Genomic DNA, 13,794 nt, shown 5'->3' with positions numbered 1-13,794 from the left:
CGGAGCGGACCGTGGGAGGCGCAGACTCGCGCCGCTCGAAGGGACGCGGAGGGATCCGGTGGGACGTTATCTCGAGGTCACGGCGAAGATCGCAGGCGAGACGGTCGTGGCCCGGTGCGCGCCGGAGCAGGCGCACGAAGCGCGCACGATGATCGAGCGGGGGTTCGGCCCGCTCGCCGGACGAAAGCCGGGGCTCGAAGGCGCGGTGGTCGTGTTCGGCTGGGCCGCCTACCGGCTCGAGCGGCGCGAGGGCCAGCTCCTCGCGTGCGAGCCCGACTTCGACGAGGATCCGCGGCAATTTCGGTCCGACGTGTCGGCGTCGCTGCGCGTCGTGGCGCGGCAGGTCGGGCTCGTGAAGATGCTCGGCGTCAAGCCCGAGGGGTGCCGCTTCGACGACAAGATCGTCGCGGATCGCGCGGCCCTGCGCGCCCGCGAGGTGGTTCTGCACCGGACAGGGGTCGCGAAGGGCGGGGCCTCGGGCTGGTACATGGGCCGCGCGGATGCCAAGGGAAAACCGTCGGCCGAGGAGCTCGCGGGCTTCATGAGTTGTGGGCTCGTGCGTCTCGGCCGCGAGCGGCTGCTCGATGTGCTGGCGCTGCCCGTTGGGTACATCGCGCGATTCGACGGCGACACGCTCCTCGGGATCGCCGACGCGCGGAATCGGGAAGTGTATTCGCCGAAGCGGGCGCGTAACTGACCGACCTCCCCGACGGGGACGCTTGGCAGAGCCGTCGAGGCGCGGTAAGCCGCCGGGGCCATGCTGGACTCGAACGCGCGCCCGAGGAGAACGTGGACCGTGCTTTTCGTGGCGACTCTCGCCGCGTGCAGCCGCGGATCCGCGCCGTCGGAGGTCTCTTCGCCGTCGGGGGGTTCGTCGGGATCGAACGAGGCGGCGGCGGCGTCGGGGGCGCCGGCTTCGGCGAACGCGCCGCCGCGGAGGAGCGTGCGACTCGACGATCCGCGGTGGCAGCGGGCGATGGATGAGGATCCGGCGGGGCTCGGGGGGCTTGCGGATGCGCTCGGTGCGGCGGGGCTCGTGGAGGCGCTCGGGGACGGCGGGGCGATCACGAAGACGGCGCTGCTCGCCTTGCCGCTCGCGGACGACGCGGATCTCGCGCTTGGCGCGCTCGGGAAGCGGGCGCTCGCGGCCACGGACGAGGAGCGTGGGCCCACGCTCGAAGCTCTCCTCGGCGTGGCGGGCCGGCCTGCGACCGCGCGGGAGCCGCTCGATCCGGAGGGCGCCGCGGAGGCGGCCGCGGCGGTGCTCACGATCGCGACGAACACCGCGCTTCCGCGGGATCACCGGGCGCTCGCGGTCTCGGCGGCGCGGGCGCTCGCGGAAAAAAAGCTCGTCGACCCGGCGAAAATCCCGAGCGAGCTTGATCCGCCCTGACCTGGAAAAAGGTGGAACATCGGGAGCGCCAAGGTTTGGCGCGCCAGTCGGGCTTCCCATTTCGTTGGTCAAGCACATTTCTGGCAGCTCGTGGCCCGATATGGGTGCTGGTATTGCTTGAGTGCACCACGTGGGCCGGGTGAAGCTCCGTTCATGGTAAACGGATGGACCATTCACCGTGGGGCCGTGGCGGGGGTTTTCGGGGCGACGCTCTTCTTTTCGTCGAGCGCGTTTGCCACGACATATCAGGTCGGGCCGGGCAAACCCTATGCGAGCCTGAAAGTGGTGGCGTCGCTTTTGCAGCCGGGCGACGTGGTGGAGGTCTCCGGGAACACGACGTACGCGGGCGACGTCAAGCTCACGAAATCGGGCACGGATTCGAACAAGATCACGATCCGGGGCGTGCGTGCGGCCGGCAAGCGCCCGGTGCTCTCGGGCGGGACGAACACGCTCGAGGTCGGGGCGAACCATTACGTGATCGAGGGTTTCGAGGTGGTGGGCGGCAGCTCCCGTTGTGTCTTTCACCGCGGGCACGACGTCACGATCCGGGACACGGCGGTCCACGATTGTCCCTCGCACGGCATCCTCGGCGCGATGGACGGCTCGGGCTCGCTGACGCTCGAATACGTCGAGGTCTACAAGGCGGGCCTCGGCGACAAGCGCCACCCCATTTACATGGACACGGACGAGATCAGCCATCCCGGCGCCGTGTTCCGGATGCAGCATTGTTTCGTGCACGACGGCCTCGGCGGGCACGCGGTGAAGAGCCGGGCCGAGCGGAACGAGATTTATTACAACTGGATCGAGGGCGCCTATTACCGGGAGCTCGAGCTCGTGGCGCCGGACGGCGAGGCCGAGGACGTGGCGCGCGAGGACGGCGACATCGTGGGGAACGTCTTTCGCAAGACGGGGACGTTTTACACGGTGCGGATCGGGAGCGACGCGACAGGCGGGTCGACGAACGGGCGATATCGCTTCGTGAACAATACGTTTCTCCTGCCGCAGAACGCGAAGCCGGTGGTGGAGATTTTCTGGGGCATCGAGAGCATCGAGATGCACAACAACGCGTTTTACCGGGTCGGGGGAGGCGCGGTCACGATCCTGAAGCTCACGGACGTGGCATGGGCGGCAGGCAAAGCGGTGATCAGCGGCCAGAACAACTGGGTGCCGCAGGGGAGCACCGTGCCGTCGCAATGGCAGGGGACGATCCAGGGGAGCAACCCGAAATTCGCGGATCTCGCGGCGTTCGACCTGCGCCCGGCGGCGGATAGTCCCCTTCGGGATGCGGGCGCCGCGGTGCCGGCGAGCCCGGCAGGGTATCCCTTCCCGTCGCCGCTCGCGACGCCGCTGTTCGTGCCGCCGGCAAAAAAGGTCGTGACGGATGCGGGGCTGCTCGGTCGGGCCGCGGCGGGGGCGATCGATATCGGCGCGTACGAGGGGGCAGGGCTCGGGGGCGTCAAGGAAGAGGCGGAGGCGGAAGCGGAAGCGGAAGCGGAGGCGGAAGCGGAAGCGGGAGCGCAGGCGGAAGCGGACGCGGAATCGGTGAGCGTCGAGGAGAATGCCGCCGGCGTTGCGTGCGCGGTCGGGCCGGGACGAACGACGGGCGCGGCGTGGATCGGGGGGCTCTTGGCGGGGATGGTGGTGCTTTGGGGGAGGCGGCGGCGGGGGTGAGGCCCCGGCCGACTTGCGTTACCGTGACGCCCCCGTGACCACTCCCTACGCGAGCGAGGCGTTCCTCCACCAGATCCTGGCCAAGGCGCAAGCGGCCCAGGCGAGCGACATCCACCTGCGCGTGGGGCAGCCGCCCGGGGCCCGGGTCCACGGGGACATCGTCTACTTCCGCGCCGAACCCCTCGCGCCCGAGGACACCGAGGCCGTCGCCCGGCTCGTCCTCGCCCGGCGGCCCTCGGTCCTCGGCACGCTCGGATCCCTCCGCGAGGTCGATGTCTCCTACGAGATCGAAGGCCTCGGGCGCTTCCGCGTCCACGTCTACCTGCAGCGCGGGACGATCTCGCTCGTCCTGCGCGTGATCCCCGGCAAGATCCCTGCGTTCGAGGCGCTCGGCGTGCCACCCGCGGCGCGCGCGCTCGCCGACAAGAGCCGCGGGCTCGTGCTGGTCGTCGGCGCCGCGGGGCAAGGCAAGACCACGACGCTCGCGTCGATGCTCGCGCACATCGTCGAGACGTACCCGAAGCACCTCGTCACCATCGAGGACCCGATCGAGTTCGTCCACGCAGGCGGCCGCGCGACCGTGAGCCAGCGCGAGGTCGGAAGCGACACCGAGTCGTTCGCGTCGGGCGTGCGCGCGGCGCTCCGGCAGGATCCGAACGTGCTGCTCGTCGGCGAGATCCGCGACGCGGCGACGATGGAGGTCGTGCTGCAAGCGGCCGAGACCGGGCACCTCGTGCTCTCGTCGCTGCACACGCCCGACGTCGGCCGGACCGTGGGTCGGCTCCTGTCGATGAGCCCGATGCCAGAGGAGACGCGCGACCGGCTGAGCGAGTGTCTGCAGGGGATCGTGGCGCAGCGCCTCCTGCCGCGGCGTGAAGGCGGCGGGCTCGTGCTCGCGTCGGAGGTGCTCGTCGCGACGGGCACGGTGCGCGCCGCGATCAAGCGTCCCGAGGGAAACCCGTCGCTCCGCGAGCTGATGGAGAAGGGCGTGACGCCCTACGGGATGCAGACGTTCGCGATGCACATCGAGCGCCTTGTCGCCGAGGGGCTCGTGGACGCGGACGTCGCGCGGACCGCAACGCAGTTCTAGCCCGCGCGGCGATACGGCATCGGCGGGAAGAGGTCCTTCATCGCGGCCGGCAGCTCCGAGCGCACGTCCTCGATCTCGCCCGCGGACACGCTGTCGGCGATGACCTCGCACGTCGCGTAGAGCACGTCCGTCGCGGCCTCGGGCGAGAGCTGCAGGGCGCGGCGGAGCTCGGCTTCGATCGTGTCGGGCGTGATGCTCTTGTTCGAGCCGCCGATCGTCGCGTCGAGCTGCGGGACGAGCTTCGACGGGAGCTGCGCGAGCAGGTGTTGCGCCTCGTCCTCGGTGAGGCGGCTGCAGAGGTTTCCGAGGACGATGAGCAGCGCGCGCTCGGCCAGCTCGCGCTTGGCGAGGCCCGTCTGGCGCATGCAGGCGTGCAGGAGGCGCCCGTAGGTGTTTTCCGCGCGCGCAGCGCGGCGCTGGCGAGCGCGTTCGCCGCCGCGGCCTTGCGGCACGGCCCCGGGGCTCGTCGCGCCGGCTGGCTTGAAGCGCGCGGCGACCTCGAGCTGCGCGGTGATGATCGAGCGGGCGGTGTCGAGATCGACGGCGCGCTCGATGAGGAGATCGTCGAGCGAGACGATGCCGACGGGCCGGCCCTCTTCGAGCACGGGGACGCGACGGCAGGCGTGCGTGCGCATCACGCGAATGACGTCCTGGATGGTGTCGTCGATGTCCACGGGGGTGACCTCGTCGCTCATGACGTCGCGCAGGAACGTGGTGCGCGGGTCGAGGCCGGCGGCCACGACGTCCAGGGCGAGATCGCGGTCGGTTGCGATGCCGACGAGGCGCTGATCCTCGACGACGAGGACGGCGCCGACGTGGTTGTCGGCCATGGCACGGGCGGCCTCGTAGGTGGTGGACCGGGGGTGGAGGACGATCAACCGGGGGCGACGGTATCGATCGAGGGACATGGGGCACTCCTCTGCGTTTTTGTCCGGGAAGAACGTGCCAGATCGGTGCCAGGCCTTGGCCGCGCAGGGGGGCGAGCTCGGGCGGGGTGGGGCAACGACTTTTCGCGCGGGCCATTGTCGGCTACACCGGCCGGCCATGACCGAGGCTCACCCTTCTGACGCTTGGGGCTCCGGGTCGCCTTCGGCGCCCTTCGCCCCAAACCCCATCCGCCACGACTGGACTGTGGACGAGGTCGTCGCGATCCACGACCTGCCGCTCTTTGCTTTGATGGACCGCGCGCGTGGTGTGCACCGGGCGCACCACGTCGATGGGGAGGTGCAGCTCTGCACGCTGCTCAGCGTGAAGACGGGCGGCTGCCCCGAGGATTGCGCCTACTGCCCGCAGTCGTCGCACCACGACACGAGCACGTCGCCGGAGAAGATGCTCGACGTCGACGGCGTGCTCGAGGCGGCCGACCGCGCGAAGGCCGCGGGCTCGACGCGCTTCTGCATGGGCGCGGCGTGGCGCGAAGTGAAGGACGGCCCGGCGTTCGACCGGGTGCTCGCGATGGTGCGCGGCGTGAAGGACCGCGGGCTCGAAGCGTGCGTGACGCTCGGGATGCTCACCGAGGAGCAGGCGAAGAAGCTGAAGGACGCGGGGCTCGACGCGTACAACCACAACCTCGACACGTCGCGCGAGCACTACCGTTCGATCATCTCGACGCGCACGTACGACGAGCGGCTCGTGACGCTGCGCAACGTGCGCAAGGCGGGGATCACGGTGTGCTCGGGCGGGATCATCGGGATGGGCGAGTCGGTGCGGGATCGCGCGGCGATGCTGGTGGAGCTCGCGCGCCTTCGTCCGCACCCGGAGAGCGTGCCGATCAACGCGCTCGTGCGGGTGCCGGGCACGCCGCTCGAGAGCCTGCCGCCGCTCGACCCGGTGGAGTTCATCCGGATGATCGCGACGGCGCGGATCGTGTTCCCGAGGAGCATGGTGCGCCTGTCGGCCGGCCGAACGGACCTGTCGCGCGAGGCGCAGATGATGTGCCTGTACGTCGGGGCGAACTCGATCTTCTACGGCGACAAGCTGCTCACGACGCCGAACCCGGAGGCGGACGAGGACACGGCGCTCATCCGGGATGCGGGGCTCACGGCGCGGAAGCCTGCGGTGGGGCTGTCGGACGCGGCGGCGGAGGAGTGAGGTAGGGCAGGGGCCCGCGTGTCAAGGGTTTTTGGGGGACACGCGGGCGGCCTGTCGATCGCCACTTGAGGCCGCAGCGGGCTAACCAGCACGAGGGGGGCGGTTATGCGGTGGCAGTCGACGACGAACGGCCTTGGTTGGCTTTCGAGCCTCTTTGCGGTGGCATTTCACATGCCGTCGTCACTCGGGTGCTCTTCGCCGGAGAGCGCGGAAGGCCCGAGTCCGATCCAATCGGTGCGTACGAGGCAGGATGTGCCCCCGTCGAGTGCACCGACCGCATCCGCCATTCCACCGCCTGCCGCCAAAGACGAGCCTTCGCAACAGCGACGCTCGGACCATTGGATGAGCCGCACCTCGCGGTGCTGTGGGGCACTTCATCACAATGCGAACGCCGCTCCGAACGCAATGAAAGTGGAATACTTGGCGGCAAGGCGCATCTGCGACAAGTTCGTCGGCACTCCGGTGCCTGAATCTGAAGATGAGCGGCTCGCTCAAATTCGGGCGCCCCTCGTAAACGCACCTGTTCCGGCGTCATGCAAGTGATGCCGGTCATTCCTGGAGACCCGGTCCCGGCGCTGGCGGGCCGAGGGTGTGAGCCGAGCGAGGAGATACAGGCCATTCTATGACACACGGGAAGAGCGTCCGAATTTACCTGGCCGACGGAGTTCCGACCGGTATCCGGCACGCCGAAATCGTGAACTGGACCGGGCAAGCCATCGCCTGCCCACGCGCTCGGTTTTCGGAGCTCCAACATTGGGCAGAGGTGTCAAGACCAGGCGTCTACTTTCTGCTCTCGCGACCAACGGGATCGAGTGCGGGCATCGCGTACGTCGGCGAGGCGGAGAATGTCCTCGTCCGGTTGAAAGCTCACCTGAAGGAGAAGGACTTCTGGAATGAGCTCGTCGTGTTCTCCAGCAAGGACGAGAACCTCACGAAGTCCCATGTGAAGTTCTTGGAGGCGCGATTGATCCAGCAGGCCACCACAGCCCGCCGTTTCCAGGTGGAGAACGTCGACGGATCGAATGCACCAAGCCTGCCTCGTGCCGACCTCGCTGCGATGGAGGAGTACCTCGAGTACTTGCGCCTCGTCCTCGGCACGCTTGGGTACCCGGTGCTGGAGCCGATCGAAGACCCTTCTTCGCGTGCAACCAAAGAGCCTCAAGCCAAGCCGCCCCCGATGTCATCCGTGCAGTTTTCGATGAGCGGCAAGTCCTACAATGCTCGGGGACGGTTGGTTGACGAAGGGTTCTTGCTCCTCAAAGGTTCCGAGGTGAGTGCCACTCCGGCGGCGAGCATGCCCGGCGTGATGCGTGAGCTCTGGGAAACTGCCAAGGCTAGCGGCGACCTCGCGAGCAACGGCACCACCATGGTCGTGAAGAAGAATATGGTGTTCAGCTCGCCATCCTACGCTGCAGCATTCGTCACGGGCCAATCCAGAAACGGACGTAAGGATTGGAAGGCCCAAGACGGACGGACATTCGGCGAGATGGAGGACGCTGTTGCAATGATGAATGCCTGACGTGGCACTGCTGCGGGCGCGCCGTGCCTGCATGGCGCGTGAGGTCTCGAGGCATGGATAAACGAGAATTCCGCCGACGCCTGGAGCGGGCAGGGGACCGCGCGCGTGAATGTGCCCAGCGGTATGTCGTGGAGATCCTACCATTGCCGCTTCTGTATATACTCCCACCCTTCGATGACCCGAGAGGCAGGCGGGGGCCAGAGGGAACGCTCAAGTTCCTCGGTGGCCGCTTCCTCAGGCCGGAAGAACTGCAGTTCGTTCCGTCTGCGCGTGCGGCCGACCTCCTGTGGATGGATGGCAAAGTCCCAGCCTGGATCAATGTGAATGTCACATCGTTGGACTCGAGCGCGACCCATGTTCGCTTGTGCTGCAGCGACGATTTCGTTCCGGCAGACGAGAAGAGACTCCCGCGTGACTTACCCTCGGCCGTCGACGAGGATGATCCTGTTGCGCCCTTTCGTATCAGGGGGCCGGAAGTTCCATATGGATGGCGGTCCGTCGAGAAGGACGGGCGAATCAAGCTACTGAACAACTGGGCAAGAGAAACAAGATAGGAGAGAGGTCATGCCGTTGACTGGTGGTTGTTTCTGCGGAAAAGTTCGGTACCAGATCGATGCCCCGCTTGGACCAGGGCGCAGTTGCCACTGCTCTCGATGTAGAAAAGCATTCAGCGGGACCGGGTCCGCTTACGCGGAAGTCGTGCCGGGTTCATTCTCGTGGCTCAGTGGGGAGGACAATCTCACCTTCTATGAAACGACGCCTGGATGGGGCCTGTGCTTCTGCCGGACCTGTGGAAGCACGCTGTGCGGCATGTCCGGAGAGAAGGTGCACGGAGTGACGCTCGGTAGCGTGGATGGAGATCCGGGCGTCCAGATCGAGATGCATATCTTCGTCGGCTCGAAGGCGCCCTGGGATCACATTGGGGGAGATGCCCCTCAGTACGCGGAGTTCCCTCCCCAGAATCCGCCGAGCTGACAGATGTAGGACCTACGGATGCAGCAGGCGACCCCCACGGACGACGTCGATCGCGAAATGGCCGCCATGAAGCCGGTCGGGCGCGGGCGTGTCGTCGCGCGGATGCTTGGTGCCATTGCACTGGTGTTGCTTGCCCTCGTTCTGATCCTCTTCGTTGCCGCGAACGGCGTGACGACGTCCACCCTGGCCCTCGGGGCGCTGTCGGTGGCGATCGGCCTGATGACCATGGTACGACCTCCGCCCGATGGATCCAGGCGGGTCGCATGGAGCACGACCACAGCCCTGTGTTTGATCGGCGTCTCGACGTTCGTCGTCGCAAGATTGCTCGCCGTACCTCCGCCGCAGGAATTTCATTTCGTCGAGGAAGGTCGCCGCGACGCGTCGCCTCCATGGCTCAGCCGGCTCGCGGACGAACGGGAAACGGTCCTGGCTGGATTGTACTTCTCGGATGTGCTGGGGCTCATCAAGGGTCGTGAGAGGGATCACCTCGACCAGCTCCTTCGCGACGCCTACGCGGAATCATCGCGCCCTTGGCCCAATGCTGTTCTCATCGAGTCCTCGTCCCATGCCTCGAGACACCTCGAGCATGTTCCGAGGGGCGGGGCGGCCGTTCCGTGTATCGTTTTTCTCCACGGCTTCGGTGGCCAACTCACGGCCTATGTACGGGTGCTCCACCAGGCGTTCGGCGACCGGTTCGTCATCGTCGCGCCTTTCCTCGACTACACGGGCGCATTCTGGACACCACGCGGCAAGGCGGTGGTCAGCGCTCTCGTCACGAAGCACTTGCCCCCCGAGGTAGATCGATCGCGTATCTTCCTCGTCGGTCTGTCGAATGGCGCGACTTCTGCGACTGCGATCCTGCAGGATCCAGAGCTGTCACGGCAGTTCCGCGGATTCGTCCTCGTTTCCGGGATCGGCGAGGTCGTGCAGCCGAACCCGGGGGCGAACGTCCTTCTGATTGCAGGTACCGACGACCCACGGTTTCCGCTGGACCACATCCAGAGCACGGCCGAATCGCTGCGGGGGAGCGGGGCTCGGGTCAACGTCGAGACGTTTCCAGCCGATCACTTCCTGTGGTTGAGCCACGCACGAGAAATGACGGCAGCCATCGACGACTGGCTATCACTGCAATTGCGGGAGTGATTGTGCCCGCGACTCGGGTGTATGCATGCGCGAAGACATCCTTGAACAACTCGTCGACGACCATCTTCAGCTTCAGGGCTACTTCACGCGTCACAACCTGAAGTTCAAGCCCCGGTCGGATCATCTCGCCTTCAGCAAGAGGCACGATTCCAATCACAGTGACATCGACGTTGTGGGCTTTCATCCGACGCGCCTTGGCGATGACCGAGTGGTCGCCGTGAGCTGTAAAAGCTGGCAGTCGGGGTTCGACGTCAGAAGCAAGCTCGAGGAGGTCACGCAGAACAAACGACGCGGCGGGCGCGAGTCATGGAAGTACTTTCGGGAGCTCGTCGAGCCCAAATGGTCGGAAGCTTTCGTCGATGCCGTTGAAGCCATGACCGGCACGAGAAAGTTCACCTACGTGCTGGCGGTGACTGCGATTCGTGGTGACCGTTCACTGTGGGAGAACCATGCGCCGTTTCGTCAGGCGATTGAGGGGAATCCTATTCGGGTGCTCGCATTGAATGACATGATTGACGGCGTCTGCAGCAACCTCACGACAACGGTGGTACCTTCGCAGCTTGGCCGAACACTTCAGCTCCTGAAGGCTGCTGGTCTCATCGGCAAAGTCGATCCTTCATCCATTGGAGGGGCTGCCCAGCAAGCCTTTGCAGCTGGCGGTGGCCGTCGCTCGCCTTCGGCTCGCTCTGGCGCCCGCAGCTGAACGCCGGTACGTTGGCCGGCGGGGTACGGCATGACTTGGGACGAGCACTACCGCCTGTGGCGTGAGGCGGGACATCGGAGAAGCGAGCTCCACCTACGGCTTCGAGCGGCGAGGAAACGCGTCCCTCAGAACAGCCCCGAGGATTGGGAGTGGCTCTGCACCTCCCTGCGTGACGAGGAGCGGAAGTGGTTTGTCGCCGCGGTGTTCCAGCTCCATCCCGTGCCCAAGCGTCTGCTCGTGCCCATGCTCCGAGCTGCTGTCCTCGAGAGAAATCCGAGCTCGAACCGCGTGTTCATCGATCCGTGCGTGCGCTCGTTCGGTACGGCACGCGTCTGCACGGTACTGCTCTCCTATCTCGAGACCGGAAGCAACGAGGAGGTCGCTGGCGCGGCCAGCGCGCTCTACTGGGCGTGGCGCCCACGGCCGGATGAGGACCTCGATGAACTTCTGTCACGCATTCGAGCGGCCAAGTTGCAGGTGTTCATTCGCAATGATGACTTGCAGGTGCGCCGCCGGATCCTTCCATCGCTCCGTCTTGAGCCCGAAGCCTACGCGGAGGAGCTGCGGCCGCTCATTGCACGCGCCATCGAGATCGCGAGAACGCACGCGGACGAGTACATTCGTCACCGTATCGAGGTGCAGCTCGGCGCCGGAGGACCCTACATGGCCATTCCGGACACGGAGCCCAAGAGCGAATGAGCCACGCACGCCTCCGCCCACGAACGACGTATTGTACAGGCCGCAGGTAACAGCACCGTAGGGTTTTCCATGAAGGCTCGCTCCGCAATCGGCTCGATTCTCCTCTTGCTGGCCACTGCCGCCTGCGGCGCGCGCGCGACATCGCCTGGCCCGGCGCCCGGCCCTGTGGCCACGCAGGGGCCTGCGCCGGGCTCGCCCCCCTCGAATCCGGCTGCGCCTCCCCCTTCCCAGGCGCCGCCTGCGGAAGAGCCGCCGGCACCTCCGACCGAGGAAGAGAAAGCGGCCGCGAACGCCCCGCCTTGTACACACCGATCCCTCGTGCTGGTCGAGTCGCTGGTCGTCGAGGTGCAGGACGCGTCGACGGAGAGGCCGCTCTGCGACGCAACGGTGACGTTGACGAGCCCGCAGGGGAAAGAGATTCTCAGGCAACCTCGACGGCCTGGGGACTGCAAGTCCTCCTGGGTCGTCGATTCTGCGGGCGAGTACACCTTGCGCGCGTCGCACCCTGGTTATGCGCCGCGAAGCAAGGCGGTGCTCATCGAGCGGAAAAACTGCGTCTTCCAGGCGCCAGGCTTCTGGCTTCCGCTTTCGCCATTGAAGCGGACACCGCCGGCAGGGCCCGGCGGCAGCTGAGACATCGGCAAGGCTTGCGGCACAGCGTCTTTTTCGCGCCTCCGTCTTCGATTGCTGAGGGACGGGGTCGGCAAGTGCTTCGGTTGCCGGCACTGATATCAGAGCGAAGATCGCCAGCCAGAACAACAAAGCAGCCGCCTGCGCGCTCTCGTGCGCCTGGCCGATCTCGATGCGCAGGGGCGGCACGAAAAGACCGCTGCGGGCGAGCTCGAGGCGCTGGGGAGGAGCAGGACGCCGCGTCGCTCTTGGCGCTCGTCGTTCGCGCGGAGCCGCTTGGCGAGCTTCACGCAGGCCCGAGAAATGCGGGCGTGCACTGTACCCACGGGCATGCCGAACAGCTCGGCGATCTCGGGCTCGGTGTACCCGGGGACCTTGTTTGCAATGACCATGCGGCGCGTCGCTTCGTCGCGGAGTTCGTCGAGCGCTTCGAGCAACGCGAGCGCGGCGACGAATCTCGTGCCCGTGGGCATCTCGCCCGAGGGCTGCGAGCTCTATGCGAGTCGACCCACCGCCACAGGAATCGAGCTCGTCGTCCTTATGTCGTTGACCACGCTCGGAGCCACGGCCGACCCGTGGGCGCCCCCCACCGCTTCTGCTGGCCCTACCAAGCCCGCTCCCTCTCGCCCTCGTGACGTCGTGTCCTGACACCCGCTGCCGCAAGCCTTGCTGATGTCTCAGCGTAACCCCCCGACCAACCGCATCTCCCTCGCCTCTGTCCCGTGCGCTACGCTGCAGCGCGGACGCGCGCGTCGTCCTGCGTGCGGGTCGAGCGACGCCGCCCCCGCCCACACACCAGCGCCGACACCCGGCTCCCGGGGTCGTCTGCCCAGGGCCGGGTCGCGTCCTCTTTACGGCGTGCACAGCCCGCTGCCGGTGACGGGCGCGTAAACGACGTCAATAAACTTCGGCGGGGCGCGCCGTCGGCTCGCGTGCGCCTCCCCGGCGCTTCCGCCCCCCCCGAGCGCTTGTCGCTGGCGGCCCGCCGGCCCGCCCGCGTGCCGCGCGCCCCCCCGACCCGTCACGACGGCCTACGGCGAAGACGTACAAGATTTCGGCCGAGAGGCAGCATCGACGGCGAGAACAAAATTATGGTTACAGCTCTGGTTTTTGCCCTACAATCTTCAAACATGACAGGGTTGAGATATTTCGTACTGACCGTTCTCGCGGCAGCGACGGCCGCCTGTGACGCCAGCCGCCCCTCGGTGGCCACCCCCGCGTCGCCCCGCCCGAGCCCCACTCCGGTGACGGCGCCAGCCCCCCCTCAAAAGCACGTCACGCTCGGCGACGTCGGCCTCGACCCGACCGCGCTCGATCGCACCGCCGACCCTTGCCAAGACTTCTATCAATACGCCTGCGGCGGCTGGCTTGCCAAGAACGAGATACCCGCCGACCGCACCCGCGTGGGTCGCAATATCGAGATCGTCGAACGAAACCAGAACGCACTCAGAAGCATTCTCGAGAGCGCTTCGTCGCAGACCGACGACCTGGCGCTTCAGGCCATCGGCACCTTCTACGGCACGTGCGTCGACGAAGCGGCGCGCGATGCCGCCGGCACCAAGGGCATCGACCCCCTTGTACAGAAAGTGCGCGCGGTGCGTGACCTGCCTTCGCTCGTCGCCGCCGTCGCCGAGCTGCACCGACACGGCATCTTTTCGATCTTCGTCATCGGCAGCGAGCAAGACGCGAAGGACGCGACGCGCGTCATCGCCCGCCTCGACCAAGGCGGCCTCGGGTTGCCCGACCGCGACGACTACCTGAACGACGACGCGCGGTCGAAAGAGATTCGAACGCACTATCTCGACCACGTCGGTCGCATGATGCAGCTTGCCGGCAAGAAGCCCGCCGACGCAAAGAAGGCCGCCGACGACGTGATGGCG

General features: G+C 66.9%; 13 protein-coding genes and 1 pseudogene. 12 read left to right on the top strand and 2 right to left on the bottom strand.

Annotation, left to right across the window (positions count from 1 at the left end):
• The first annotated feature begins 58 nt into the window (after positions 1-58).
• From KEG57_RS29170 to KEG57_RS29155, 4 genes are all read left to right on the top strand, one after another.
• Positions 59-697, top strand: coding sequence for an immunity protein Imm33 domain-containing protein (locus KEG57_RS29170; RefSeq protein ID WP_272422897.1), 639 nt, complete (start codon positions 59-61; stop codon positions 695-697).
• A gap of 60 nt (positions 698-757) precedes the next feature.
• Positions 758-1,393: a thiamine biosynthesis protein gene (locus KEG57_RS29165; RefSeq protein ID WP_272422898.1), complete on the top strand. Its 636-nt coding sequence runs from the start codon at positions 758-760 to the stop codon at positions 1,391-1,393.
• 153 nt (positions 1,394-1,546) lie between these two features.
• Positions 1,547-3,064, top strand: a complete 1,518-nt coding sequence (locus KEG57_RS29160) for a right-handed parallel beta-helix repeat-containing protein (RefSeq protein WP_272459054.1) — start codon at positions 1,547-1,549, stop codon at positions 3,062-3,064.
• Between the two features lie 34 nt (positions 3,065-3,098).
• Positions 3,099-4,154 (top strand): type IV pilus twitching motility protein PilT, encoded by a 1,056-nt coding sequence (locus KEG57_RS29155; protein ID WP_272459053.1) that lies wholly within the window; start codon positions 3,099-3,101, stop codon positions 4,152-4,154.
• Here the strand turns inward: KEG57_RS29155 and KEG57_RS29150 are convergent.
• Positions 4,151-5,062 carry a CBS domain-containing protein gene (locus tag KEG57_RS29150; protein ID WP_272422901.1) on the bottom strand — a complete coding sequence of 304 codons (912 nt, stop codon included), beginning with the start codon at positions 5,060-5,062 and terminating at the stop codon, positions 4,151-4,153. The two genes, KEG57_RS29155 and KEG57_RS29150, sit on opposite strands and share 4 nt — an antisense overlap.
• 136 nt (positions 5,063-5,198) lie before the next feature.
• On the opposite strand from KEG57_RS29150, the gene bioB reads away from it, so the two are divergent.
• The 7 genes from bioB (at position 5,199) to KEG57_RS29115 (ending at position 11,917) form a co-directional block, all read left to right on the top strand.
• A complete protein-coding gene (bioB, locus tag KEG57_RS29145; RefSeq protein ID WP_272422902.1) occupies positions 5,199-6,245 on the top strand; it encodes a biotin synthase BioB in 1,047 nt (348 codons plus the stop codon).
• 622 nt (positions 6,246-6,867) lie between these two features.
• Complete coding sequence (locus tag KEG57_RS29140) at positions 6,868-7,764, top strand: GIY-YIG nuclease family protein (RefSeq protein WP_272459052.1); 897 nt, start codon at positions 6,868-6,870, stop codon at positions 7,762-7,764.
• Positions 7,765-8,328: 564 nt separating this feature from the next.
• Complete coding sequence (locus KEG57_RS29135; protein ID WP_272459051.1) at positions 8,329-8,739, top strand: GFA family protein; 411 nt, start codon at positions 8,329-8,331, stop codon at positions 8,737-8,739.
• A 57-nt stretch (positions 8,740-8,796) separates the two neighbouring features.
• On the top strand, positions 8,797-9,882 hold the full coding sequence (locus KEG57_RS29130) for an alpha/beta hydrolase family protein (protein WP_272459050.1): 1,086 nt from the start codon (positions 8,797-8,799) through the stop codon (positions 9,880-9,882).
• 25 nt (positions 9,883-9,907) lie between these two features.
• Complete coding sequence (locus KEG57_RS29125; protein ID WP_272459049.1) at positions 9,908-10,585, top strand: hypothetical protein; 678 nt, start codon at positions 9,908-9,910, stop codon at positions 10,583-10,585.
• A 288-nt stretch (positions 10,586-10,873) separates the two neighbouring features.
• On the top strand, positions 10,874-11,284 hold the full coding sequence (locus KEG57_RS29120) for a hypothetical protein (RefSeq protein WP_272459048.1): 411 nt from the start codon (positions 10,874-10,876) through the stop codon (positions 11,282-11,284).
• Between the two features lie 69 nt (positions 11,285-11,353).
• Positions 11,354-11,917, top strand: a complete 564-nt coding sequence (locus KEG57_RS29115) for a hypothetical protein (RefSeq protein ID WP_272459047.1) — start codon at positions 11,354-11,356, stop codon at positions 11,915-11,917.
• 98 nt (positions 11,918-12,015) lie between these two features.
• On the opposite strand, the gene KEG57_RS29110 is transcribed toward KEG57_RS29115, so the two are convergent.
• Entirely contained in the window at positions 12,016-12,387 is a 372-nt protein-coding gene (locus tag KEG57_RS29110; RefSeq protein WP_272459046.1) for a sigma factor-like helix-turn-helix DNA-binding protein, read from the bottom strand.
• A 657-nt stretch (positions 12,388-13,044) separates the two neighbouring features.
• On the opposite strand from KEG57_RS29110, the pseudogene KEG57_RS29105 reads away from it, so the two are divergent.
• Positions 13,045-13,794 (top strand): annotated as a pseudogene (locus KEG57_RS29105) (M13 family metallopeptidase); the annotation flags it as partial.

It is taken from the genome of Polyangium jinanense, assembly GCF_028435365.1.
The sequence above is the reverse complement of the archived record's forward strand: the minus strand, read 5'-3'. Positions and strand labels throughout refer to the sequence as shown.